Source organism: Pseudoalteromonas nanhaiensis, assembly GCF_051235485.1.
In the GTDB taxonomy this organism is placed as follows: domain Bacteria; phylum Pseudomonadota; class Gammaproteobacteria; order Enterobacterales; family Alteromonadaceae; genus Pseudoalteromonas; species Pseudoalteromonas lipolytica_C.
The window spans coordinates 51,162-77,701 of record NZ_JBPNYQ010000008.1 but is presented as its reverse complement, the minus strand read 5'-3'; the positions used below and the strand labels follow the sequence as shown (position 1 = coordinate 77,701).

Sequence of the window (26,540 nt, the reverse complement as noted above, 5' to 3'; positions counted from 1 at the left end):
GAAATTTTTGCCTTGTTATCAACGAGGTTTTATTGCCTCAAAATAGACTGCTTAATTAAGCTGATTGGTATAATTCTGTGATAAACTGCCAGCAATTCGTTTTTTACTTTGGTTTTTCCCTGTGTCATCAAAATCGTATTCTTTGTCTTTATTAGCGCATCCACCTGTTGCCAAAAAACACCCTCAGCAATTAACTACTCACCAACAGACTCGCACCGATAATTATTATTGGATGCGTGATGATGAGCGTGAAAATGAGGATGTATTAGCGCATCTAAATGCCGAAAACGATTATTGCGACAAGCAACTAGCAGACATAAAACCACTGCGCGAACAATTATTTAATGAGTTAAAAGACCGTATTGTAAAAGACGACAACACGGTACCTGTGAAAGATGGTCAGTATTGGTATCACTCAGAAGTACGTGGCGATGATGAATATGCGCGCCATTATCGCAGCAGCTCAATAGAAGCGCGCGATAAGCACTTGTTGTTAGATGTAAATCAATTAGCCGGCGATTACGAATTTTATGAGTTGGGCGAAGTAGCTATTAGCCCTGACGAACAGCTACTTGCTTACTCAGAAGACACCGAAGGTCGCCGTATATATACCGTGCGTTTTAAAAATATTGCCAATGGTGAGATGTTTAGTGATGTTATCGAAAACACCGAAGGTCAAGTGGTATGGGCTAATGACAGTAAAACCGTTTTTTATGTGAAAAAAGACTTACAAACTTTGTTGGGTTTTCAGGTTTACCGCCATGTTTTAGGCACCCCGCAAGCTGATGACGTATTGGTTTATGAAGAACAAGATAAAAGCTTCTTCATGGGGCTTGGCAAAAGCCGCGATGAAAGCCTTATCATTATTGACCTTGCGACCACAGAAACAAACGATACTTGGGTGCTAGATGCTAATAACCCAGAGGGGGAGTTTAGCGCTTTAATGCCACGCGAAGAAGGCCATGAGTTCGATGTCGATAAGCTAGGTGATACCTTTTACATTGTGACTAACTGGCAAGCGAAAAACTTTCGCTTAATGACTGCGACACAAAGTACCGTTGGCGATAAAAGTCTTTGGCAAGAACATACCCCGCATCGCGAAAACGTGTTGTTAGAAGGGGTTGAGATATTCGATGACTACCTTATCCTCACTGAGCGAGAGCTTGGCCAAACACGTTTTGTGGTAGTTAATCAGCACGATCAGCGCCTTACTTTAGAGTTTGATGATCCTTGTTATTATGTCGCAATTGCAATGAACCCAGAGCCGAATGTGAGCACTGCACGCATTTACTATTCGAGCTTAACAACGCCTGGTTCTTTGTATGATGTTGATTTAAAAACCGGGAACAAAACCTTATTAAAGCAACAGCAAGTACTCGGCGAGTTTGACCCGCAAAACTACCGTTCAGAGCGTTTAATGATCACCGCAAGAGATGGCGAAAAAGTACCGGTGTCTTTGGTTTATCGTATTGATAAATTTAATAAAGATGGCACTAACCCACTACTGCAATATGGCTATGGTGCGTACGGAATTACCATCGATCCTAGCTTTTCAAGCAGCTCATTAAGTTTGCTAGACCGTGGCTTTGTTTATGCGATTGCGCATATTCGTGGTGGCGAAATGCTAGGCCGTCACTGGTATGAACAAGGTAAAAAGCAATATAAACAAAACAGCTTTAGTGACTTTATTGATGTTACGCGTGCTCTTACTACGCAAGGCTATGCACACCCAGAAAAAGTATTTGCCTCTGGTGGTAGTGCTGGAGGATTACTGATGGGGGCTGTAGTAAATCAAGCTCCTGAGCTTTATTTAGGTATCGGTTGTCATGTGCCATTTCTAGATGTGCTAACCACCATGCTAGATGAGAGTATTCCTCTTACTACGAATGAATATGACGAGTGGGGCAATCCAAATGACCCTGCGTTTTATGATGTGATTCAGGCATATTCTCCGTACGATAATATTAAGCCGCAGGACTACCCTAATATTCTCGTAACTACCGGCTTTCATGACTCTCAAGTGCAATACTGGGAGCCAATGAAGTGGGTGGCAAAACTGCGTGAATTTAAAACTGATGACAACATTTTGGTGTTTAAAACCGATATGGATGCAGGCCATGGCGGCGCATCTGGTCGTTTTAAAAGCCTTGAAGAAAAGGCATTAGAAATGGCGTTTTTTATTGCTTTATTACCGAATTAAGGCTTAGATAAATAAGTAAATAACGTTTATAAGCGTAAACTTAAGTTGTATTTCAAAGGGGTAAGCATGTTTAAAGCCCATGGTGATTGGCGCTATTTTGTTGAGCCGCCAGTGATTTATGTGGAAATGAGCGGCAGCTTTAACAAAGAGGCGGTTGCTTCATTTAGCATTGAAGTCGGTCAAGAAATCATGAAATACCCTGAACAGTCAATTCAGTATGCGGTAGTGAATTTGGAGCAATTTGAATTAGCGACGGCTGATAGTATTGAGATTGCAAAGGCTTACTTTCAGGCCGTAAAAGCGCGGGGCTACAAACGTGTTGATTATATTAAAGCAAATATCATTGCCCGCAATTTGTTAGAGGTAGTTTGGTCGGGGGTAGAAATGGATATTTATTTTCACCTAGATGCCGAGAGTCTTTTTCAAGCAAGGCCCGAGTACGAAAATTTAAGAAAGTGGTTAAAGTAAAAAAGCCCTCAATTGAGGGCTTTTTAGTCTCTGTTCTAAACATTAACCAAGGTAAGCTTTTAACATCCAAACAAGTTTCTCTTGTTCTTTAATGTAGTCACCCATTAATGATGCTGTACCTTCGTCGTCCGCATCACCTGCTTGCGCTAAGATTTCACGCTGCATCTGAATAAGCGTGCTGTAACCCGCTAAAAGATTTTCAACAGCAGCAGTACCTTCAGTGATATTTTTAGCTTCACTGATCTTGCTTGCTTCAATGTACTCAGAGAATGCATGCACAGGTGTACCACCTAAGGTTAAAATACGCTCTGCAATCTCATCTACTTTCTCAAGTAGTAAGTTATAAATTTCTTCAAATTTAAGGTGTAATTCAAAAAAGTTTCGACCTTTGATATTCCAATGGAAACCACGTGCGTTCATGTATTGAATTTGGTAGCAGCTTAGTAAAGAGTTTAGTGAATTTACGATGTCTTCACTTTTTGCGCTGTTTAAACCAATTGCATTTACCTGTGACATAGATTGCTCCTTAAAAAAACCGTTAATTGTTTACTTGCTAGTGCTTGGTGTTAAGTATTAGCCATCTTGGTTAATCTGTAAAATGGTTTAATTCGAACACCGTGATAGGTTTTAGCTATCAAAGGCGGTTTTTACCCGCTAGTGCACTATCAACATAACATTGAATTACCTGTTATATAGACTTGGGGCAACTGAGCAAAAAATCTACCTTATTTTGCAGATATGCAAAAATTAAGCAGAAAGTATGATCTAAAACAAAGTTTGTATTAGCTGATAAACACGCCGATTTAGAACTTGATTTAGGTCAAAAAAGCAACGAAATAGAAGCGCATAATGACCTTACCGCATTTAACCAGGAGAATAAAAATGGACGGTAAAACAGTTAAAGAAAGTAAAGCTGAAATAGTTGTTGTAGTGATTGCATTACTTGCATTTGTTATCGGTTTAGTAGGTCATTTAGCAGGCGCTAGCTTCGCAAACTTTGATACCTTTGGTTACATTGCTGCACCAGTACCACTGATTTTAGGGGTCATTGTATTAATCTCATACAAAGTGGCTGCAAGTGCTGAAGATTAAAGTATTACTCACTTTGATTTATAAGCTTAATAATGTAATCCATCACTTGGCGTGAGTAGATCATACTGGTGTGACTCAAATGAAACACCTTATGCTCTGCCATGCCATTGAGTTTGGTTTCATCTATCAAAACCGTACCATCAGAAACACTGCCTTTGGCAATCAGTGGCATTAGCCCTATTGGTAAGTCGCCAGCAATACTATAAAGCTTGGCATTAAACGGCCAATCCCCATTCTCTGATAATAAAAATTCCACACTGTTTTTTAACAGCATTTCAAAGCCTTTTTGCTGCATTTGCTTAGCAATATGGCTGCCTTTATGTGGGGTGCCTAAGGTGATCACCTTTTCGACATGGCGACTTTGTAGTGAATTGGCTTCAAGGTAAGCGCGGGCGACTAACCCCCCCATTGAATGGCAAACCAAGGCGGTTGGCTTACCATTAATAAAGCGATCAATCTTATCGAAAATTGCAGCTCTATCGGGGGAGAGTGTATTGTAGGTCAAATTGAGTATTTTAAGCCCTGACTTTTCGAGACGCGCACACAGAGGGCGCATCACAAAGCCTGACATATAAAGTCCGTGTAATACTACAACCTGCCTAATTGCCATCGCATTCCTTACATTAACTGTTGCGGTTTAATTTCGATATTTGCTGTATCTGAGCTAACCCATACTTCGCCATCTTGAACTGTGATGGTGAGCTTAATATTACGATCGGCTAACTCTGCTAGTGCTTGGGTAGCAGCATAATCGAGACTAAAAATACTCAAGTTTTTAAAATCATACAACTTAGGCTGATGTTTTTGCCACCAAATTGCTTGGTTATTTTCACCGTAAGTATACAAAACAACTTGCTTGGCTTTATTGCAGGCTTTTTTTAGACGTTTTTCATCAGGTAAACCTAACTCAATCCATAATTCAATTTCTTCGCTGTAGTTAATGTGCCAAAGCTCTGGCTCGTCATCTGCGCATAAGCCTTTCGTAAACTCTAAGCCTTCACGAGCATTAAGTGCAAAAGCTAACAAGCGGATCATCAAGCGTTGTTCGGTTTCTGATGGATGTTGTGCCAGTGTTAAATTGAAATCTTGATAAATGTGGCGGTCCATATCGCTTAGCGATAATTGCGCTTTAATAATGGTTGATTTAAGAGCCATAACTGCTTACTTGAAAAAATTTGCGCCATTATAGCGCAATTAATCTTACCGACGCTTAAATATCTCCAGCGAAACTTTTGGTTAATCCTTATTTATTATCACAGGCAGCATTCATAAACCTAAATTACGCCGGTGACATTTTAGTCACATTTACTTTGCTAACGTCTAAAGTTGATTAATTCGAATTCAATAATTAGGGCTATTTGGGAGGATGAAAGTATGTGCAAGTTATTGAAATCAAGATCATGGTTGATGCCAAGAGGGACGCAATTATGAAAGAACAATTTAGACAGATACTCTGGTCATTTACATGGCTATTGTTGAGTAGTTTGGCATTTTACTCTTACGCAGTAGAAGAGCCTGGGGCAATAACGGTTATTGTTAAAAATCAGACTACAGATCGACCACTTCCAAACGCACAAGTCATACTTAAGGAACGAGAAACCTCTGCAATACAAACCTTACAAACTGATCTACAAGGGCGTATTGTTGTTGAGCAACTCGACCCGGGCCTTTACTCAATAAAGATTACAAAAAGTGGCTTTGCGGCTTTATACGAACCAAGTATTCGCGTTGTAACTCGTAAAAATACGAAGGTTGAATTTGACCTTAGAGAACAAGCCATAGAAGTAGTTGAAGTAAGAGCCCAACAAGCTGATACATTTACTTCAGGCTCTAGCACCTATCTCGACAGAGAATCTCTGCGAAGTGCCGTGGGAGGAGGTGCAGATCCACTACTTTCTCTAGATGGATTGCCAGGTGTCGCATCTGACAGTGAATTTGCAAGTTTTAGTGTGCGTGGTCGAGGCCCAAGAGATAATTTACTCTTTGTTGATGATTTTCCTTTTGATAAAGCTATTCACTTTGATGCGACGTTAGGTGAAGAGGAAGATGTAGGCGGCGGTGGTCGCTTTTCTATATTTGCCCCCAATGTGATAAATGGAGCAGAATTTTCACCCGGCGGGTGGCAAGCAGCTTATGGTGGTCGTGCAGGGTCTTTACTGAAGCTAGAAGTGGCCGATGGTAACCCTAGTCCATCAGCAAGTTTTCGCTACGACCTTGCTGGTTATGAAGTTGGTTATGACGGCCCTATAAATATCACTGATGAAGCAACTATGCTTTTTTCTGCAAGGCGGTTAGATTTTGGTGCCTTGTTTGAAACTATCGAAGAGCTAGATATTGGTGAACCTGTTTTAAGGGATATTATTTTTAAATCAGTGATACCCATTAATCAAAATAACACTTTTGAAGTGTTACTCATGGATACGCATGAGAAATATACTCGTGGCGTTGAGCATGTTTCTGAATCACCTAATTTTGAAGATACTGCATTGCAAAATGCCGAGCAAGATAGTGACTTGTATGGTTTAACATTGACCACATTACTTGGTGAAACTGCTGTTTTGACTAATAAAGTTTACTACCGAAAAAGTGATAAATTGAGCTCTGAAGGTGAGGCTTATCCAGATCTTGTGCCCGAGGGAACACCTGCTTCTGAATACCCTATTCGAGAAGACATTATCACTATATCTGAAGGTGAAACAGAAATTGGTTGGAGAAGTGATTTTGAGGTAGAAAATCAATTAGGGATGTTGAGCGTCGGTGCCCGAATTACGCAAATTGAACTAGATTACAGCACCTTTTTAGATGGTGAATGGAATCGGTATGTTTATGATAGTGACGATTATAGACCAGACCCACAGCAAAAGTTTATTGTACTAACCCCTGAAAGCCTTAATTCAGTCACGTCTTTGAAAGAAGTAAACTATACAGGCTACATAGAACAAATTTTTGAAATGGGTGATTGGGATTTTGGTACAGGTTTACGATTTGAACGAGATGGGTTTGCTGATGAAAGTTTTATATCACCTCGATTCAGCATCAACTGGATGCCAAGTCAAAAGGTAAGGTATTTTGCAACGGCGGGGTTATTTCATCAGTCACCGCGATATTTAGAACTTGCAGCTAACGAGACTAATAATCTTAAAACTGAAAAAATTACCCATACGAGTGTTGGTTTTAAATATTTCCCTAATGCCAACTGGTCATTACTAACGGAAGTTTATTATCAGCAACTTAGCGACTTAGTGGTTGACCTAGACCGTACCAGTGGAACTTATGCAAATGATGGTGATGGTACTTCATATGGTGCTGATTTTGTGCTTAATGCTACTATTTTCGAAGGTCTTTACGCCAGTGCAACCTATTCTTACAATGATGCGGTCGTAGACCGAAAGGATGGTTTTGGCGACGTAGCTGCTGAATTTAGTCGTGAACATGTTGCCACGTTAGGGCTGACATGGGAGATAAGTGACCGTTGGAAACTTGCTGGACGATATAAATACCTTTCAGGCAGACCAGATGACATATTTATTGTACATGAAGATGTTTTGGGGCCAGGGCAGCCTTTGCGTTACTCTAAGGAAATTACAGAGCGTAATGTTGGCCGTAAAGAAGGATCAGGCTCATTGAATGTTCGTGTAGATTACCGACGTGCCTTTGGTCCTATTGATGTTACCGCCTTCCTTGATGTTATAAATGTCACGGCAGCTTCATCAGCTGATGACACTGAGTTTGATTACCGCCGAGGGATTGAAGTCGTTGACGATAGCGAAGCTGAACCGCTGATCGGATTGCGATTAGATTACGCTTGGTAAGGAAGAAAAATGCTAGATGCTTTGAATACTGAGCCGATTAGAGCTTTGATTGTTGAAGATAATCGTGACATTAGTGCGAATATTGCTGCGTATCTAGAAAGGCACTGTTATCTCTTGGACTTTGCTTATGACGGTATAAGTGCAATGCAACTAGCGATGAACAACAAGTTTGATGTCATTGTTTTAGACCTAATGCTTCCAGGGATGGATGGCTTACACTTTTGTCAAAAGTTGCGAGCTGAAGCTGACGTTGAAACACCTGTACTTATGCTCACTGCGAGAGACACGCTTGATGATAAACTGAGAGGATTTGCAGTAGGAGCCGACGATTATTTGGTAAAGCCATTCGCATTGCAAGAGTTACATGTGCGCCTTCAAGCTCTTTATAAGCGGAGTCACGGCAATACCAACAAGGTATTGACTGTGTCTGATCTAACGATGAATAAGTCCACCTTGCAAGTACATCGTGCAGGCCAGCTTATTGAGCTTAATCCTGCAAGTATGAAGTTATTGCAGCGGTTAATGGAGGTATCTCCTTCTGTTGTTACACGCGATAGTCTCGAAACTTTATTATGGGCAGATGAGCCTCCCGATGGTGACGCGCTTCGTTCGCACATGTACAAGTTAAGACAGGCAATTGATAAACCATTTGATACGCCTTTGATTCATACTGTGCACCGTATTGGCTATCGAATTGCAAAGGACGTGCAATAATGTATCGGCATAGTTTGCACAAACGTGTCGCTATCGCATTTGCAATGTGTGTGGCTGTGCTGAGTATTGCATGGGGGTTTGCTTTCTTTGCTGCAATAAGATTGAGTGAAGATCGCGTGCTAACCCAGCAATTGCAAGTTGCATCAGATAACTACCCTGCTATTACTACCAATCTTAAGGCGTACGATAAAGTAGATAACTTACCTCAATCACTTCATGCGTGGGCGCAAACAAATCCAGCAGTAGGCTTGTATGAATTTGATAGCGAAGAATTACATGTTGCCGTAATTGATACAGGCAATGAGCAGTCACCTGGGTTTGTAGTGTTTGATGTCGCGCAGATTGAGGCTTCTTCGTCAGAGGATTGGTGGTTATTACTTATTATTAGCAGCCTTGTAGGAACATTGGGGTTATTAGGCTTTGGGCTTGGAATTGTTGTGATGCGTCGAGCTTTGGCTCCCGTAACTCAACTTGCTAAAGCTGTGGCCGACATTGATCCTGAGCAATTATCAAACGAAGATTACAAGCGTATACATGCTAACCGATATACAAATGATGAAGTTGGCATGCTCGCAAATACAATAGAGCAGGCTTTTGAGCGAGTGAGTGCATTCATCGCAAGAGAACGCTATTTTACAGACTCAGCAAGCCATGAATTGCGTACGCCAGTGACAGTCATTACCGGCGCCCTAGAGCTTTTAGAACAAAGCCAATTGACTCCTGCCGATATGAAGGTGCTAGATCGTGTAAGGCGGGCAACACACGACATGAATACAATGATCGAAATGTTTTTGTGTCTTGCTCGTGAAACTGATGATGGCTTGTATGATGAGCAGTTTTTAGTAATGCCACTGGTAAGAAAAGCAGTAGAGCAGCAACGCTATTTGTTAAACGGTAAGCTTGTTGGTGTTGAACTTGATGAGCTCGCCAACCCCATAATTTATGGGCATGCACAGGCATTTTCTATTGCCGTTAATAACCTGGTGCGAAACGCGTTTGAGCATACCCTTGCAGGACAGGAACCGATTGCAATTTTGATTAAAGAGCATGAATTATTAATCACTAATCAGTTCAGTGACGGTGATGCCCAACATACGGCGACTGAAACAGCTTCTCACGGCTACGGCTTAGGTTTAGGAATTGTGCAACGCTTATGTGAGCGCAATGGTTGGTCATTCTCACTGCATGCAGATACAGCGCATGTAGTCGCTCGTCTTTCGTGGTGATGGAAGGCATGATTTTATTTTTAAACAATCCTGCTTGATGTAGTAAACTATACCTATCAGCAAAATCCCCATGGCGTTAGCCTTTAAAATAAAGAGCTTAATAATCTAATGAGTAGAGCAGGAATACAGTGGTTCCCGGGTCACATGAACAAAGCCCGCAACGAAATTAAAGAAATCATGCCACAGATGGATGTGATCATTGAGGTACTTGATGCCCGTATTCCTTACAGTAGTGAAAACCCAATGGTTACTGCGCTTCGTGGCGACAAGCCGGTGATCAAAATCATGAACAAGGCGGACTTAGCTGATCCTAAGTTGACGCAAGCTTGGAAAGACTACTTTGAGCAGCAAAGTGGCGTGAAAGCGATTGATTTTGGTAATGATAAAGCAGGTGAAGTGCACCGTATTAATGAGCTTTGTAAAAAATTAGTACCGCATAAAGTAGGCGCTGATAAACAAATTAAAGCCATGATCATGGGTATTCCAAATGTTGGTAAATCAACACTTATTAATACCTTAGCCGGCCGTATTGTGGCAAAAACAGGTAATGAACCTGCGGTAACAAAAGCGCAGCAACGTATTAAGCTTGACGATGGCATTATGCTTTACGACACGCCGGGCATGTTGTGGCCTAAAGTAGAAAACGAAAACTCAGGTTATCGTTTAGGAGCAACCGGTGCAATTCGTGATACCGCTATCGATTACGAAGAAGTGGCTAGTTACACCGCTGAATATTTACTGCATGCATACCCAGAGCTTTTAAAAAGCCGTTATAAAATTGACGAGCTACCAGAGTCTGACTGGGAGTTTGTTGAAATGGCAGGTAAAAAGCGTGGCTGTATCCGCGGCGGTAATCAAATCGATACTTACAAGATGTCTGAAATTCTTATTAACGAATTACGCGATGGCATTATTGGTCGTATTACCATGGAAACACCGGCCATGCGTGAAGAAGAAGAGCAAATGGTTGCACAGCTTCGCGCTGCCGCAGAGGCAAAAAAAGCCGCAAAAGAAGAAGAGAAAAAACAACGCCGAGCGCGTGCGCGTAAGAATCGCCGTTAACCAGCCATCATTTGTTTTTCAGACATAAAAAAAGCCCTGTAAGGGCTTTTTTAGTTTCATATCTACCGTCACCGATATGAGCAATGTAGCAAGTAAAATAGTAGGGCGATCACCTGTTGCCAATATCAAGGGGCGTTGCGATTAGCAACAGGCGATCTTAGCTTTATCGTGGGCCACACGTGTTTCAGGGTCGAGAAACAAATCAGTTTATTCCGAACAAGTCATAACACTTTACTGTCTTGTTGATAGTGATTATCAATTAGATTTACGTGTCTGTCAACACTCAATTGAAAATAATTCTCATTTCTTTGTGTTTGTTTTTTAAACTTCAGCAATACAATGCATTAGCACTAAAGTTAGGCTGTAAATTACGCGCAATAAAAACTATGCTGGTGCTATAACAATTAAAATAAAAACACACGATGTTCTCAATTTGGTCAATAAGCCTTCTTGCAATTGTATATCTGGCAATTTTATTTGCGGTTGCAGGCTGGGCTGATAAAAGAAAAGTATTGCCTTTTAAAGGCTTAACCTATGGTTTATCGCTTGGAGTGTATTGCACCTCTTGGGCGTTTTTTGGTACCACAGCACAAGCTGCATATAATGGCTGGTGGCTAGCACCGACTTATGCCGGCACTATTTTGCTATTTATTTTTGGTTGGCGAGTGTATTGCCGTATAGCGCATATTTGTAGGCAGCAAAAAATAACCTCGATGGCAGATTTTATTGCTACGCGATATGGTCAGTCGTCGAGCTTATCAGGGCTCATTTCATTGATTTCAGTGATTGCTATTGTGCCTTATATTTCTTTGCAGCTAAGTGCTACCGCACAAAGTATTAATTTATTAACTAACCGTTCAATGATGCAAAGCCATGAAGTATGGGCCGATAGTACTTTTTATATCACGCTTGTATTAGCACTGTTTGCTATTTTATTTGGTGCAAGGCGCTTAAAGCCTAGCGAACATAACCCCGGTCTTATTGCCAGTATTGCCTTTGAATCTGTGGTTAAGTTATTGGCATTTTTAGCTGTGGGTTTGTATGTGTGCTTTGCTCTATTCGACAGCCCAGTGGCACTGTACGATAAAGCCCATGAACTAAATATTGATCAGCAAGTGGCTGCTACACAAAGCCCGACCTATGTGTATGTTGCCCATACTTTACTTGGTATTTTGGCGACCTTATGTTTGCCAAGGCAGTTCCACATGAGCTTTATCGAGAAAAATAACGATAAAGAATTGGCCTCGGCACGTTGGCTATTCCCGATTTACTTATTACTTATCAACCTGTTTATTCTACCAATTGCATACGCTGGATTAATTTACTTTCAAGGTCAAGAAGTCGGTTACGACACCTTTGTATTGGCGCTACCTATGGCGGCTGATGATGCCTTTGTGGCGCTATTGGCGTTTTTAGGCGGCTTTTCAGCGGCAACCAGTATGGTGATTGTGTCATCCATTGTGCTTTCAGTGATGATCACCAATGACTTTATTAATCAATTTATTTTACGCCGCTCACAGCTCACATCGAGTAGCCGCGGACTTGATAAAAACAACCTATTACATGCGCGTAAAATCGTTATCGTACTGATTTTATTGCTTAGTTATTTTACTCACCGGGTTCTTGGCGAAAGTACAACCCTTGCCAATGTGGGTTTAATGTCGTTTACCTTAGTTGCACAATTTTCACCGGCCATGATCATTGGCTTATGGTGGCGACAAGCATCCTGTCGCGGTGCACAATTGGGCATTTTAAGTGGCTTTATCATTTGGGGTTACACACTCTTACTGCCAAATATTGCTGGAGGTTTAGGTCGCGATAGCTTATGGCTTGTGGATGGACCTTGGGGAATTAGCTGGCTCGCGCCTACCGATTTATTTTCTTTAGGCATGGAAAGTATCAGCCAAGCCTTGTTGCTGTCGTTAGGTGCGAACTGTTTAGTGTATTTTTTAGTGCCGCTATTTAGTCGTGCAACCTTAGCTGAACGCTTACAGAGCAATAAGTTTGTATCGCAGCTGAGTGATTCTCGGGTGAGTAATCATCTGCAGCCCTTGAGCTATCACGACCTAGGTGCACTTTTGCAGCGATTTGCCGAAAAAGAAGCGGCGCAGTCTTTGGTAAATCATTACTTTCCGGATGATAAAAGTAAGTGGAAGCGCCCTGCCAATGTCGAGTTAGAGCTATTAGTTGAGCGCGAGATGTCAGCGGTGATCGGTGGCGCATCGGCACGGCTAATTTTAGATGTGGCGAAAAATGAGCAGCGCCAGCCTCTAGAGCAGGTTGCTGAGTTTGTTGATGAAGCAAGCCAAGTACTTAAATTTAATCGTGATTTACTGCAATCAACAATCGAAAACATTCAACAAGGGATCAGTGTAGTTGATAGTGAGCTGCGGCTGGTAGCCTGGAATCAAGGCTACAAAAACATGTTCGCCTACCCAGATGATGCGCTCTACATAGGCCGCCCTGTTGCTGACATTATTCGTTTTAATGCCGAGCGCGGCTTATTTAGCGGCGAGAGCATGACCAGCGAAGTTGAAAAACGCTTAGCCTATTTACGCCAAGGCAGTGCTTATAAATACCAGCGCTCGCACAATGATGGCCGTGTGTTTGAAATGCAAGGTAACCCACTGCCAGGTGGCGGCTTTGTAACAACCTATACAGACATCACCGAGTTCGTAAAACAACAAAAAGCGCTAACAGAGGCTAATGTTAGCCTTGAAGAAAAGGTAGCAGCACGCACCTTGGCGCTAACACAGGCAAACCAAGAGTTGTCGATGGCAAAGCAAGTGGCAGAGCAAGCAACGGTCAGTAAAACACGGTTTTTTGCGGCTGCCAGCCACGATTTATTACAGCCTTTTAATGCCGCGAGTTTATTTTGTTCTTTAATGAATGAAAAAGCCCAAGACACCGAGCTTAAAGAGCTGGCGATGAATATAAAAAATTCACTGGGCAGTGCAGAAGAGTTGTTATCGAGTATTTTAGAGTTAACCAAACTTGACTCTGGCTCGTTTAAAGTACAAATGAGCGAATTTGCAACCAGTTCTCTTGTTGAACCACTTCGCAATGATTACGAAGCTTTAGCGCGTGAAAAAGGTTTGAAATTTATTGTTGAAACCTGCGATGTGCGCCTGCATACCGACAAAGCGCTATTACGCCGAGTACTGCGTAACCTTTTGAGTAATGCGATTCGTTACACAGAGCAAGGTGAAGTGCGATTAAAAATGCAGTACGAAGATAATCATGTGTCGTTTATTGTTGAAGATACCGGTATTGGTATTGCTGCCAATGATCAGCAAACGATTTTCCAAGAGTTTAAACAGCTTGGTGCAAAACCAAGTGCTGAAGGCTTAGGTTTAGGGCTGGCTATTACCAAACGTATTTGTGATTTGCTGAAAATACCCCTAGTGATGGGATCTGAACTTGGTAAAGGTACGCAATTTACCCTAACACTACCTTGTAAAGTTAGCGCTGCACCAGCGCAAACCAAAGGTGCAGAGGCATCACAAGAAACAGAGCTAGGGCAATTGCGTATTTGGTTGCTTGATAACGACCGCAACGTGTTAGAGGCATTAAAACAGTTACTTGAGAACTGGGGCTGCGAAATCTCAACGGCCACTAATTTAGCGGAGCTTGAGCAGCTAAAGGCAAGCCAAGCCCTGCCGCAATTGTTGATTATTGATTATCAGCTTGATGATGGAGTAACAGGCCTTGAAGTAATTGAGCAAGCCGCACTAACATGTTTACCAGCTATCGTTAATACCGCAAATCATGATGAAGGTATACGCGAGTTAGTGCTCGATGCGGGCTATCCATTGCTTTATAAGCCTCTGAAAGCGCCCGCCTTAAAACGCATGATTAAGCGACTGACTTAGGCACAGTAATTGTAGCTTGTGTGCCTTGCTGGGGTTTTGAGTTTATTGATAACTCAAAGCCTTGGTTGCGCACAAGTTCTCGGGTGATCACAAGCCCTATACCTGTGCCATTTGCTTTGGTTGAGTAAAATGGCACGAACAAGTTATCGGGGTTTTGAATACCACAACCTTGGTCGCTAATTGCAATACTTAAGTTATTACCTTGTCTTGACCAAGTGAGGGTAGGGGCTGAATTGCTACCTGCTTCAAAGGCATTTTTTATCAAGTTGATTAACGCTTGTTCTAGCTGCCCTAAGTCGGCATTAAAATGTAACTCTTCGCTGCTATTTATTACTAGTTCAGGAAAGATAGCGCTTAAGCGAGTGTTTAATTGCTCGCTACTGATTACCTGTTTTTGTGCGGGTGGTAGCTTGGCAAACGCACTGTAACTGGCCACAAAATCAAGCAAGTGCTGGGCGCGTTTTTCTATTACTTGCAGCATATCTTGGGCGAGATCATCGTGACTGCTAATTTGCCCTTGGCGTTTAAGGGTTTGCAATGACTGACTCATTGAATAAATCGGCGTGAGTGAGTTACGCACTTCATGATTTAACACTCGAATTAACCGTTGCCAAACAAGTTGTTCATTATCGCGAAGCTGTTGCTCAATTGAAAAGAAGGTTAGTAATTCAAAGTTTCTGCCAGTCCGCCAAAAAGTCTGCGATGAGATTTGAAAGCGTTGTTTAAACAGTGAGTCACTGTTTTGTTGCCACTCGCCATCATGCAGGGCAATGCCTAAGTCGCTGGCCGATTTACCTTCAATCTGGTGATGGTTAATACTGTTTTTAAACGCCTTATTACTAAAGTAAATCAAGCTATGGGGGTCTAGTATAACGATGGGTAAGTCCAGCATGCTGGCAAACTCAAAAACAAACTCTTCTGTTTGCATATAATGGCGTTTGTTCTTGGCTATTTTATTGCTGAGCTTGGCAAAATCTTGCTTTAGCGCTGCAACTCGTCCACTTTGGTAAGACGCTAAATGCCAACTATTACTTTCGTCATTTGCCAGTGCATCTAGTTGCAGACCAAAGCGTTCAACCACATCGGTGAACACACGGTAGCTTTTAATTAAAGCAAAAGCGCTTATCCCGATAAACGGCAATAACAGGCTGATACTGGCAAACCAATCTAGTTTTAAGCTGAGCGAAAGGGCAATGCCAAGCGTTAATAGCAGCGCTATAACCATATAAAAATAGCGTCGAATACGCTGCTCTAACGACAACTTGCTACTCATTTAGCGTTCTACTTCTTTTAAATCGAGCTGATGTTTATCAATGCGACGATAAATCGCCGATTTACTTAATCCTAAAAATTCTCCTGCGGCGATAACATTGCCATTAAATTGCAGCAGCGCTTTTTGAATCATTTGTTTTTCAAGTTCTTCAAGGGGCAATAGTGGCAAAGCCTGTTCCGCATTACTATTCGTTTGCTCGCAACTTGGTTGATCTAAAATGAGGTCATTGGCTTGAATATTATTGTTATCGCTCATGATCACTGCGCGTTCAATGCAGTGGCTTAGCTCACGAATATTACCAGGCCAGCTGTAATTTTTTAGCGCCTTTAGGGCATCATTACTGAGCGCCATATTTGCGCGTTGATATTTTTTACCATGCACTAACAACAGGTGTTCAGCTAATGGGGCAATGTCGTCTTTTCTGTCGCGAAGAGGTGGAATGTGCAGTTCAATGGTATTAAGCCTAAATAATAAGTCACGGCGGAACTCACCCTGCTCAATGGCTGTAGCTAATTCACTATTGGTGGCAGAAATAATGCGAACATCGGCGGTTTTGGTTTGGCTTGAGCCTAGCACTTCAAACTCTTTGCTTTCTAGCACGCGGAGCATTTTACTTTGCAGCTCGAGGCTTAACGTTGCAATTTCATCTAAAAATAAGGTGCCGCCTTCGGCAATTTCAAACCGTCCTAAGCGGTCTTCTTTGGCATCAGTGAAAGCGCCTTTCTTATGACCAAATAATTCGCTTTCGAATAGCGTTGGGGCAATGGCGCCAACATTCACGCTTACATAGCGTTTATCAGCTCTGAGTGAATGCTGATGAATATAATGTGCCAATAAGCTTTTGCCTGTGCCATTTTCGCCGGTAATTAAAATACTGGCATCGGTTTTTGCAGCGCGCTCAGCTTTGGCGAGTAACAGCTGCATGATTTCTGATTGGGCTATGTAATGTGCTTGTGAGTCACTGGTAAGTGCCTTTAAGCACGCGTTGTCGTGATTACTTTGCTTAAGTTTTAGTTGTTGTTGCACAACGGCGGTTAAGCGTAGGTTATTCCACGGTTTTTCAACAAAGTCGACAGCCCCTAATTGCATGGCTTTTACGGCAACATCAATGCTAGCCCATGCGGTCATTACAATGACTGGTATGGTTGAACCTAATTGATTTAGTTGCTTTAAAAAGCGTAATCCCTCTTCACCTGAGGTAGTGTCGAGCTTGTAGTTCATATCGAGCAAAATCAGGCTAATGTGCTCGGTTTTTAATAACTCAAGCGCATGTTCAGGGCCTTCGGCCTCAAGGCATGGTAAGCCTAGTTGTTGTAATGCAACAATAGCAGCCAGACGTACATCAGCTTGATCGTCTATGACTAAGATTTTGTCCATGATGTTTTCTTATTATCCTGTTGAGGCAGCTTAAGCTAAAACTAAAGCTGCCTTTTGTGCTGTTAATCGTTACGCAGTGCGGCCATAGGTTTTGCTTTAAGCAGTAAAACCAAAGGTCTAAAGCAAGCGAATAGCGCAATACATAAGGTAATACTCCAAGCGAGTAATTGCAGTCTTACATCAAGCACCAGCCACGACATTAGCTGCCCTTGTAACATGTAAAAGCCCACCATTACCGCAGCGAGCGCAACTGCAAAGCCAATGAGCACAGGAATAATGGCTTCAACACTCATCAGCTTGAATAAGCGCGCTTTTTTCGCACCTAATGCCATGCGAATACCAAACTCATAACGGCGCAGACCAAGGTTATAGCTCAGTACCCCAAAAATACCGATTGCTGCTAATAATAGAGTAAATAACGCTAAGGTACTACACAGAACCACGGTCAGACGGCTCATATACAGTAAATTGTCGTACTCTTGCTGTAAGTCGTTAAACTGCCACATGGTTAAGTCGCTGTTCTTTTCTTTCAGCGTATTAAGTATTTGTTTATTAGTCAGCTTAACGCCATCAGTAGCTTTAATAGTAAACATGTAGCTATATGGTGTCGCTGGCCACCAAATGTGACGACCAAACGACTCATCGTAGTATTTAGGGTGATTAAAATCTTCGGTTACACCCACCACTTCATACATCTTTTCTTCTAAGCCTTGGTAGCTCTTGCCGATGATATTTCGATAGTCTTGGCCTGGTAATAAATTCTCAGCCACGCTGACTGATACCAGTATCTCGTTGGTTTCACCACGTATTGCTTGCTCGCTAAAGGTGCGGCCGGCGAGAATTTTGGTGTTAACTAACGCAAAGTAATCAGGCCCTACCCACTGACTAGGGAAGAAAACGGAGCTTTTACCGTTTACATCTGTCAAGGTGTTAGCGTTTTGTCTTTGCGAAACAGGGCTGTGACCCAGGGCAACATCATCAATGCCTTGGCTATCAAGCAAAACCTGCTTGTATTGCAGCATATGTTCGTAGCGCTCCGCCAATGACATCTGATTATTTGGCTGGAAAAGGTTGGCAAAATACAGGTTTTCGGTATCACTGCCGAGTGGGCGGTTAATCGTGCCCATGGCTTTACTGACTACCATCACCGAAAAACTAACAAGCAGCGCGGCAACAAACATTTGTGAGCCAATTAAAATCCGTACTGTGCGGCCTGATACCTGCGAAACCCCGCCTTTTCCACTGTTCTGCATTTGCGTATTTAGGGTTTTGTAATTTACCAAACGCGCTGTAATTACAGAGAAAATATAAGCAAGAGCAACACACAGTATGATGGCAACAATAACCAACGTGCTATCAACCGCCAAGCTGTTAACCAGTGGTAATCGTCCTTCTGCCAATACTTTAAATAAACGTATGCCCCATACCGATAAAAACAGTGCAATGCTTACCGATAAGGTCATTAAAATTAGTGACTGTAAAAAGATACTTTTAAATAACGTGCTGCGTTTAGCACCTAACACCGCCTGCAAGGCGAGGGTTTTATGTTGAGCAAGAGCGCGCGAGAAGAATAATGTGCTTACATTCAGTACTGCAATAATCAGTAGCCCTACCGCACCGGCTAACATCATCAAGCTTAAGTCATCGTTATTACCCAGCTCAACGTCACGGTAAGGAGTTACTTCAGGTTTTACATCGGTGATACCACCATTGTTTAGCCACTCTGACTTAATCGTATCAATTTGTTGTTTTAAATCGACTTTAACTTGATCTATGCTGACCCCAGGCTTTAAAACGGCAATCAGTTTTAGGTTTTTAAAAGTGTTTGTCCATGGGCTTTGCCAATCGTCATTGTGAAAGAAACGGCGGTCCGCACTTGATGGAAACCACACTTCAACATCGCTTGCTTTAAACATGTAAGGTGGGCTGAATGAGTCATCAACAACACCGACGATACGGTGAACATAATCGGTTTCACCCGCCATGACTGAGAGTGTTTTACCAATAATGTTCGGGTCGCTGTTGTAATGCTTGCGCCAAAAGTTAGCAGAGATAACAACGCGGTCATCAGGTGTTTCTAGCGTTTCTCCAAGGTCAAAACCTTGTCCCATTAAAAATGGCGTGTTTAATAAGTCAAAGTAGTTGCCGCCAACATACAGCACAGGCTCTTTAGGCTCGCCATCAAGGTTTGCAAAGATTTGCTCACCCGCATTGATCATCATACTTTGTTCAAAGCTTTGATTATGCTTAAGCCAATGCACCATCGACTGATAGCTTTGAAAGCCGGTGGCATCGTAGTCATCATAAGTAAGTGATTGCTCAACCACCACCATGCGGCTTTCATCGTACACATCAAGGGGCTTTAAAAAGTAGCTGTTAACAAGGCTAAGCACCACAAATAAGGTGGCAAGAGTTAAAGCAAGCGTTGCGATAACCGCTGTCACAAAGCCCGGTGCATTCATTAATGATGCCCACGCTAAGCTTAGTTGGGCGCGTGTTTTGGTTAATTTCATTACATCACCTCGGCGCTTTCGAATACTTGCTCTGTGGTGTCGCTGCTAGGTGCTTGGCGAGCTTCTGAGTAGGAAACAATTTCACCATCTAGCAATTTAAGTTGCGTTTTAGCACGTCCGGCATAACGTAAGTCATGGGTTACCATACAAATGGTGGTGCCTTTTTTATTCAGCTCATCAAGCAAGTCCATGACAGCATCACCATTTTTTGAATCTAGGTTACCGGTTGGCTCATCCACCAATAAAATGCTTGGCTTACCAGCCAATGCGCGGGCAATGGCAATACGCTGTTGCTGACCACCGGATAATTGATTGGGTTTGTGCTGGGCACGGTGGCCCATTTCCACTTCATCAAGGGCTTGTTTTACCGCAATCTCTATTTCGCTAGGGCTCATGGCTGGCTCTCGGTAAGTGAGTGGCAGTGCCACGTTGTCAAAAACCGATAATTCATCAATTAGGTTAAACGACTGAAATATAAAACCAATATGAAGGTTTCTAAGTTCAGCTTGCTGATCCATATCGAGGGTTTTTGTGTCGACTTCTTTAATGAAATAGTCGCCAGCAGTTGGGCTATCAAGTAGGCCTAATAATGACAGCAGTGTCGATTTACCACAGCCAGATGGGCCGCTAATGCAGATATAGTCACCTTGGTTAATATTCAGGCTGATGTCTTTTAATGCATAGGTTTCAACATTTTGGCCGCGATAAACTTTGGCGATTTTGTTTAATGAGATAAGCGTATTGGTTTTCATAAACTGTCCTGTTCGATTTTTATTGTTGCCAAATGCTGCCATTTAGAAAGGTCTGAAATGATCAGCTGTTCGCCCACGGTGGCACCGCTTAAAAGTTGAATTTGATTGTCACTGAGTGTACCAAATTCGATATTGGTTGGCGTTGCTAACTGGGTATTTGGATTAAGTTTAAACAGCGTGGCTTCGCTGTGTGCTTGTGCTTTTTGTGGCACGTTAATGGTTAATGCATCGGGAATAATGTTGCTAACCACATAGCCTTCAATGCTTAAATCGGGGCGGGCATTGGCAGGCAGAGTGCCTTGTAAATCAAGTTCGATAATAACTCGACCATCGGTAACGATAGGGTCAATTCGGGTGACTTTGGCATCAACTTCACCGTGGCTAGCTTGGCTAAAGGTATTTACTTTTGCTGCCATATTAAGTGCCACTTTTTCGGCATCAGCTTGCTTCACGCTTAGCTCTGCTTTGAGTGCTTTATTTGAGCCAACCACCGCAAGGCGGGTGCCCGGCACGAGGTTTTGGCCGAGTTCAACATTCAACTCTTGCAGCATGCCATCGATGCCTGCCGTTATTTGCAGCTGATCAAAAGCGTGCTGCTCAACTTGATAATTAAGCTCAAATTGGCTTAATAGTTCTTGCTGTATTTTGCTGCGTTGTAAGTGCATTTCTTTAAGCTGTGCAAGGCGTTGCTGCTCGATACTTACGCGCTCTGTAAGCTGTGCAACGTTTAGCATGCTTCGTTTGTAATCGAGGCTTGAAACAATTCCTTGCTCGATCAGTTTGCTTTCGGCATCGACTCTAAGCTCTGCGCTTTGCAGCTCACTTTTTAATATGGCGAGATTTGCTTGGCGCTCAAGTAGCTCACTTTGCTGATTAATTGTTTGCTCATTCACACTGGCTTTTTGGCGAGCAAGCTCTAGCCGAGCAACCGATAAACGCTGCGCTTGCTGTGGGTTTACTAGGCTTAAAATCACCGTGTCTTTTTTAACGATAGTGCCGGGATAAACGTGGATAGCTTCGACCATTGCAGTGTCGGTATTGGTTAAATAACGTTGATACTTTGGCTTTAAACGGCCAAAGCCACGTATTTTTACCACAAAATCGGCTTGTTCTACGGTTGCTATTTGCAGTTGGCTTGCAGCAACCACGGTTGGGGTCGCCCATTGATACGCCATTAAAGCGCCAAGAGCTGACACGCCAATAGCTGCACCAAAAAGCCATTTTTTAGCTTTTGATTGCTGAGGTTTGCGTTTTAGTGTGCTGTCTAAATCCATTGGCTATATTTCATTGTATTGTAGGTTTAGCAACACAAAAGCGAGGAACGTGCCAAGGTTTAATTTATTGGTTTTAAAGGTTTTGTTGTTTTTAGGTGAGATGGGTTTTCCCACTTTTGGGATTAATAAAATCAAAAGTGGGACAGATATAAAGTGCAGTCTACTGTAGTAACTTTGCAAGCTTAGCCAGCTGCTTTTTAGCATGTGTGTTATCAGGTTTAAGCTTTAACACATGGTTATAATTGGCGGTTGCTTGCTTGAGATCACCGAGGTACCAGTATGCCTCTGCTAAGCTATCAAAGGTATTGTAACTATGTGGGTAAAGGTGCGTATTTAGTTTAAAAATCGCTAACGCTTCATTGAGTTTGTCTTGGTTAATAAGCGAATAACCCCATAAGTTAATATCGCTTTCAGTAAATTGGATCTGCTCGTCTTTAGCTAATTGATCCGCAGCTGTAATTGCATTTTCATAGCCTTGCACTTCAAGAACTTGCCATAAGCGTTTAATATTTTTCGCTAAACCAAAGCCATTTTCTTGTTTCATTTCAGGGATATAAAAGCCCGCAATTTCATCTACAAATTGCGATGGCATTGCGCCAATCAAGTTGGTTAAGATTACTATCGACATATTATCTTCAGGGTAAACAAAGATACCTGCTCTGTTACCACCTATGGCAGCTAATGCCGGATGTTCTTCTCGTCCCATTACAGGCCAACCAAGACTGTAGCCATTTAAGCGCTGATTAAAGCCTTGAGTATGACCATTTTTTAGTCGAGTCGGGGTCCACATTTGTTGAATACTTTGTGCATTAATAAATTGATTTGTTTGTAATGCCACTAGCCAATTTGCTAGCTCAGTTGCTGTTGAGGCCATACCTGCGGCGGTTTGTAGCATTGGTGAGAAAATGGCTTCTCTTGAATTTATTAGTTCATTACCTTGCTTTTCGTATCGTCTAGCCGAGTGTTTTACAACATTGTTGAGATTGCCAAAGCCCGCTTCAAGTGTTCTGTTCATCTCAGTTTTTTGTAACTGGTTTTTTGCTATAAATTGCTGAAATGGCATCCCAGATAACTTATTAATTAACTTACCAATAATGACGTAGTTTGTTTGGTTATATTTAAAACGGGTGCCGGTTTCGAACTCTAATGGTTTGGTTTGTACTTGTTGCCATGCGTCATCGGGTCCTTGAGCTGAGATTAGATTGGCAATTTCATCTTTTATTATGTCAGGTAAGCCTGATGTATGGCTCATTAATTCTCTTGTTGTTATAGCGTGCCACTGAGTTGGCAGCTCGGGTAGGTAAGTGCCAATAGGCGCATTAAGGTCTAATTTCTTTTGCTCAACAAGCTGCATCAGTGCCACACCAACAAAGGCTTTAGTTGCGGAATTAATCACAAATAAAGTGTCGGCATCAACTGCAATATTATCTTCAATATTTGCAACTCCGTAGCTGGCAACTTTAATTACTTTATTATCTCGAACGACTGCAAGTTGTAGCCCGGGAATATTTCTTTTTTGCATTAACTCAACCAGCCATTGGTCAAGCTCATCTGCATGTGCAGAAAAGGCACTTAAAATAAGCGATAGAAGAGTAATCGTTGGAAGGATTAATTTTTTGCCAAGTTTTTTGCAAGCTGTGTACACGATGTTGTCCTTAGTGTTCATTTGTATCTATTATTTTTACTTAGATAGTTTTTGATGTGAGCACTAAAGCGAGGAATATGCCAATCTTTAAAGTATTGAAGTTAATGGCTTTTATTGTTTTTCTTGGTTTTAAAATTCCCATTTATGGGAATTTTAAATTAAAACTGGGAGTGAATGCTTAAATTAGCTTTCTTCGATTTTGCCAACTTGCGAAAGCTGATTAAACAAAATGCCCGCTTGGGTGCGGTTATAAACATTTAGTTTGCGTAAAATCGCTGACACATGTTGTTTGATTGTGGTTTCTTGAATCGACATTTCAAAGGCGATTTGTTTATTCAATAAACCGTCGGCAATCATCGCTAGTACGCGGTATTGCTGTGGAGTTAGTTTTTCAAGGTTGCGAGCAAATTCACTTTGTTCGTCGTTGATCACTACATCGGTTAAATCTACTTCAGGTGGTAACCAAGTGTCGCCGTTGAGTACATGACTAATAGCTTCGCTGATGACATCCAAAGAAGATGACTTAGGAATGTAGCCTGCAGCGCCAAGACTCATTGCTTGTTTTATTATGGCTGGTGTCTCATTGGCAGAGACCATAATCACTAAGATATCTGGGTAGTGGTTACGTAATTGCGAAAGGGCTTGTAGGCCATTTGCACCAGGGATGGTGAGGTCTAAAAATATCAGTTCAATCTCAGGGTGAGCGCTTAACAGTGCAAACAAACCATCAATGTCACTGGTTTCTTTGATATGTTCTTCTGGCACTGATGTCGCGGCAGCTTGACGCAATGCACTTCTAAATAACGGGTGATCATCGGCGATTATGGTGTTCACAGCTAAAGACATTCCCTCGATTCTCCAATGCGTTATGTTATAAGTGATTTTGCGTTTTGAAACAAGGTTTGCCTGAAGGTAAGTTTCAGACAAACCTTTCTCACACAAGGATTTAGGTTCTATTTTAGAAACGGTAACCAACAGTGAAGGCTACAGTGCGAGGGTCGCCGTAGTAACCGATCAGCGTATTATCACCACCTAAACCTGGGGTGTATTTGCTGGTATCTGTTGGGTCTGTTGGATCAGGCGCTACGAACTGGTAACCACCAATCATGTACTCTTCATCCGTTAAGTTTTTACCGTAAAGACCTGCAGTCCAGTGGCCATCAGTGCTGTACCAAGTGATACCCATATTAAAGATACCGTAAGCATCTTGCGTTAATAGGCTATCTTCTTCGAATAGTGCGTAGTCACCTCTGTGGTAGTAGTTACCATTGATAACAAAGTCACCCATTTCTGTGTACATACGGTATGTTGCACCCAGATTAAAGGTTAAGTCAGGTGTGTTTGATACACTAAAGCGATCTGATTTATCGAATGCTTCACCCGTTTCTGGGTTGTAGTCAATTACGTTATCAAAGCTACTATCGATGTAACCTACTGACGCATCAAAACTGAGTGACTCTGTTGCAACATAGTTAAGCTCAAGCTCAATACCATCTGATGTTGACTCACCAATGTTACCTAAGCGTTGGTTTAGATCTGATGCGCTGTCGCCCGGTAATACCGAAATATATTGACGGTCTTTATGATCAAGGGTGAATAGCGTTACGTTTGCACGTAAGTTGTTGTTCCACTCACTCTTCATGCCGATTTCGAATGAATCAACGATTTCTGGTTTTGCTGCTGGCTCTGCAGTAGTTGCACGTGGGTTGAAAGTACCTGACTTAAAGCCTTGCGCATAACTTGCAAAGAACATGATGTCGTTTGAATATTGGTATTCAACACCTGCACGCGGTGTGAAACGTGACCACTCTTCTTCATCATCGAGCACCGTTGGTACAAGTTGGCCTTCTGGTCGAGTGTAACCTGGCACCCAACCTGACTCTGGATAAACAATGTCAAAGATGAGGCCGTTGTTAACCTGTGCTTCTTTTTTATCTTTGGTGTAACGCGCGCCAAGTGTCATTGACCATTTATCGGTTAAATCAATCGAGCCTTGAATATAGGCTGCTTTACTGTTTGAGTTACTACAACCGCTTACTTCACGAGTCAGGCCTGGTGCACCTAGGCTTTGACCTAAGATACCTAAAATAGCCTCAAATTGACCACATGATTCACCATCATAATAGTAAAGGCCTGATACAAGCTTGTAGTTATCCCCTTGATGATTTAGCTGTAACTCGTGAGTGGTTTGCTCATCATCGTAAATAGCCGGTACATCGAAAATTGGCAACGAGGTATTGTCAAAGTCGATATTTGTTGGAGAGTAACTTTCGCGGCTTGAACCTATGTATTTAATACTTGTGCTATCACTCATATCCCAACGTGCAGTCAGGCTGTAGCCTTCAAGTTCAACTTTGTTCCATGTAGGCAAGCTGGTGTATGAGTCATACACGCTGTTTGGCACTGGCGCATCAGTTAGTAGACTAGGCAGTAAACGATAGCCGCCTTTCGCGTTAGATTTATCTTCTGTTTTATCCCACGCTAAGCGGAAGAAAAGGTCATCGGTCGGTGTGTACTCTAAGGTAACACGAGCTGCGGTTACGTCTTTGTTGTAGTTTTCGCGGTCTTGGTTATCAAGAGCCGATGTTAAAAACTCACCAAAGCCATCACGATTTAGCGTTGCAAAACCAAACCCTACGTAAAGCTTTTCGTCAACAATCGGTAATTGGCCGGTAATTTTTAAATCTTTTTGGTTATAGCTACCTACAGTGCCTTGAATGTTTAACGTCGCATCACCGCTCATTTCTTTGGTGACGTATTTAATTGCACCACCAATGGTATTTTTACCGTAAAGCGTCCCTTGTGGACCACGTAATACTTCGATTTGTTGCACATCAAGAAGGTCAAGTACGGCACCTTGAGGGCGAGCAAGGTAGACATCATCAATATAGATACCTACACCCGGCTCATAACCCCAAAGTGGATCTTGCTGACCTACACCACGAATAAACGCGGTAATAGTAGAGTTTGTACCACGGCTTGCTTGCAAGGTGGTATTTGGCGAGAACTGCTGAACTTCGGTCATAACGACGATGCCGTTTTCTGCCAGTTCTTCAGCACCCACTGAAGTGACTGCGACAGGAACTTCTTGCAAGTTTTCAACAGTTTTACGTGCTGTTACCTGAATGCGTTCAAGTTCCCCTTTTTTTGCTGCAGGTTCGGCTTGTTCTGCCGCTTGAGCACTGACACCTGCCAAAGCAAGTGATACAGCCAGAGTAAGTGGCGCGACTTTTGGGTTAAGCTTTATCATGTTGTATTCC

19 protein-coding genes are annotated in these 26,540 nt (G+C 42.3%); 8 read left to right on the top strand and 11 right to left on the bottom strand.

Going from position 1 to position 26,540, the window contains the following annotated elements; genetic code table 11:
- Positions 1-121 precede the first annotated feature (121 nt).
- Together ACSFVZ_RS09475 and ACSFVZ_RS09470 are read left to right on the top strand one after the other, a co-directional pair.
- Positions 122-2,200, top strand: coding sequence for a S9 family peptidase (locus tag ACSFVZ_RS09475; RefSeq protein ID WP_435558685.1), 2,079 nt, complete (start codon positions 122-124; stop codon positions 2,198-2,200).
- A 66-nt stretch (positions 2,201-2,266) separates the two neighbouring features.
- The gene (locus ACSFVZ_RS09470; protein WP_253039030.1) at positions 2,267-2,668 is read left to right on the top strand and encodes a hypothetical protein; all 402 of its coding nucleotides are present in this window, start codon (positions 2,267-2,269) and stop codon (positions 2,666-2,668) included.
- 42 nt (positions 2,669-2,710) lie between these two features.
- Here the strand turns inward: ACSFVZ_RS09470 and ACSFVZ_RS09465 are convergent, their stop codons facing one another.
- A complete protein-coding gene (locus tag ACSFVZ_RS09465; RefSeq protein ID WP_054552310.1) occupies positions 2,711-3,184 on the bottom strand; it encodes a Dps family protein in 474 nt (157 codons plus the stop codon).
- 366 nt (positions 3,185-3,550) lie between these two features.
- Here ACSFVZ_RS09465 and ACSFVZ_RS09460 point away from each other — a divergent pair, with 366 nt between their 5' ends.
- Positions 3,551-3,760 carry a hypothetical protein gene (locus tag ACSFVZ_RS09460; protein ID WP_253039031.1) on the top strand — a complete coding sequence of 70 codons (210 nt, stop codon included), beginning with the start codon at positions 3,551-3,553 and terminating at the stop codon, positions 3,758-3,760.
- Between the two features lie 4 nt (positions 3,761-3,764).
- On the opposite strand, the gene ACSFVZ_RS09455 is transcribed toward ACSFVZ_RS09460, so the two are convergent.
- Positions 3,765-4,370 carry a PGAP1-like alpha/beta domain-containing protein gene (locus tag ACSFVZ_RS09455; RefSeq protein WP_135923006.1) on the bottom strand — a complete coding sequence of 202 codons (606 nt, stop codon included), beginning with the start codon at positions 4,368-4,370 and terminating at the stop codon, positions 3,765-3,767.
- A gap of 8 nt (positions 4,371-4,378) precedes the next feature.
- Positions 4,379-4,915: a YaeQ family protein gene (locus tag ACSFVZ_RS09450; protein WP_138558096.1), complete on the bottom strand. Its 537-nt coding sequence runs from the start codon at positions 4,913-4,915 to the stop codon at positions 4,379-4,381.
- 272 nt (positions 4,916-5,187) lie between these two features.
- On the opposite strand from ACSFVZ_RS09450, the gene ACSFVZ_RS09445 reads away from it, so the two are divergent.
- From ACSFVZ_RS09445 to ACSFVZ_RS09425, 5 genes are all read left to right on the top strand, one after another.
- On the top strand, positions 5,188-7,572 hold the full coding sequence (locus ACSFVZ_RS09445; protein WP_253039033.1) for a TonB-dependent receptor: 2,385 nt from the start codon (positions 5,188-5,190) through the stop codon (positions 7,570-7,572).
- Between the two features lie 9 nt (positions 7,573-7,581).
- Positions 7,582-8,286: a response regulator transcription factor gene (locus tag ACSFVZ_RS09440; protein ID WP_135923003.1), complete on the top strand. Its 705-nt coding sequence runs from the start codon at positions 7,582-7,584 to the stop codon at positions 8,284-8,286.
- Complete coding sequence (locus ACSFVZ_RS09435; RefSeq protein ID WP_435558683.1) at positions 8,286-9,512, top strand: sensor histidine kinase; 1,227 nt, start codon at positions 8,286-8,288, stop codon at positions 9,510-9,512. Before ACSFVZ_RS09440 ends, ACSFVZ_RS09435 begins: the two co-directional genes overlap by 1 nt.
- Positions 9,513-9,620: 108 nt before the next feature.
- The gene (ylqF, locus tag ACSFVZ_RS09430) at positions 9,621-10,574 is read left to right on the top strand and encodes a ribosome biogenesis GTPase YlqF (protein ID WP_138558098.1); all 954 of its coding nucleotides are present in this window, start codon (positions 9,621-9,623) and stop codon (positions 10,572-10,574) included.
- Positions 10,575-10,996: 422 nt separating this feature from the next.
- Positions 10,997-14,446: a PAS domain-containing hybrid sensor histidine kinase/response regulator gene (locus tag ACSFVZ_RS09425; RefSeq protein WP_435558681.1), complete on the top strand. Its 3,450-nt coding sequence runs from the start codon at positions 10,997-10,999 to the stop codon at positions 14,444-14,446.
- Here the strand turns inward: ACSFVZ_RS09425 and ACSFVZ_RS09420 are convergent.
- From ACSFVZ_RS09420 to ACSFVZ_RS09385, 8 genes are all read right to left on the bottom strand, one after another.
- Positions 14,430-15,719 carry a sensor histidine kinase gene (locus ACSFVZ_RS09420; RefSeq protein WP_435558680.1) on the bottom strand — a complete coding sequence of 430 codons (1,290 nt, stop codon included), beginning with the start codon at positions 15,717-15,719 and terminating at the stop codon, positions 14,430-14,432. The genes ACSFVZ_RS09425 and ACSFVZ_RS09420 overlap by 17 nt on opposite strands.
- Positions 15,720-17,096, bottom strand: coding sequence for a sigma-54-dependent transcriptional regulator (locus ACSFVZ_RS09415; RefSeq protein ID WP_138558101.1), 1,377 nt, complete (start codon positions 17,094-17,096; stop codon positions 15,720-15,722).
- 62 nt (positions 17,097-17,158) lie between these two features.
- Positions 17,159-19,609 carry an ABC transporter permease gene (locus ACSFVZ_RS09410; RefSeq protein ID WP_435558679.1) on the bottom strand — a complete coding sequence of 817 codons (2,451 nt, stop codon included), beginning with the start codon at positions 19,607-19,609 and terminating at the stop codon, positions 17,159-17,161.
- The gene (locus tag ACSFVZ_RS09405; RefSeq protein WP_135922992.1) at positions 19,609-20,361 is read right to left on the bottom strand and encodes an ABC transporter ATP-binding protein; all 753 of its coding nucleotides are present in this window, start codon (positions 20,359-20,361) and stop codon (positions 19,609-19,611) included. Before ACSFVZ_RS09405 ends, ACSFVZ_RS09410 begins: the two co-directional genes overlap by 1 nt.
- Entirely contained in the window at positions 20,358-21,635 is a 1,278-nt protein-coding gene (locus ACSFVZ_RS09400) for an efflux RND transporter periplasmic adaptor subunit (protein ID WP_135922991.1), read from the bottom strand. Before ACSFVZ_RS09400 ends, ACSFVZ_RS09405 begins: the two co-directional genes overlap by 4 nt.
- A gap of 160 nt (positions 21,636-21,795) precedes the next feature.
- Entirely contained in the window at positions 21,796-23,301 is a 1,506-nt protein-coding gene (locus ACSFVZ_RS09395) for a serine hydrolase (RefSeq protein ID WP_435558678.1), read from the bottom strand.
- A 162-nt stretch (positions 23,302-23,463) separates the two neighbouring features.
- Positions 23,464-24,126, bottom strand: coding sequence for a response regulator transcription factor (locus ACSFVZ_RS09390; protein ID WP_054552322.1), 663 nt, complete (start codon positions 24,124-24,126; stop codon positions 23,464-23,466).
- A gap of 112 nt (positions 24,127-24,238) precedes the next feature.
- The gene (locus tag ACSFVZ_RS09385; protein WP_138558105.1) at positions 24,239-26,530 is read right to left on the bottom strand and encodes a TonB-dependent receptor; all 2,292 of its coding nucleotides are present in this window, start codon (positions 26,528-26,530) and stop codon (positions 24,239-24,241) included.
- Positions 26,531-26,540 lie beyond the last annotated feature (10 nt).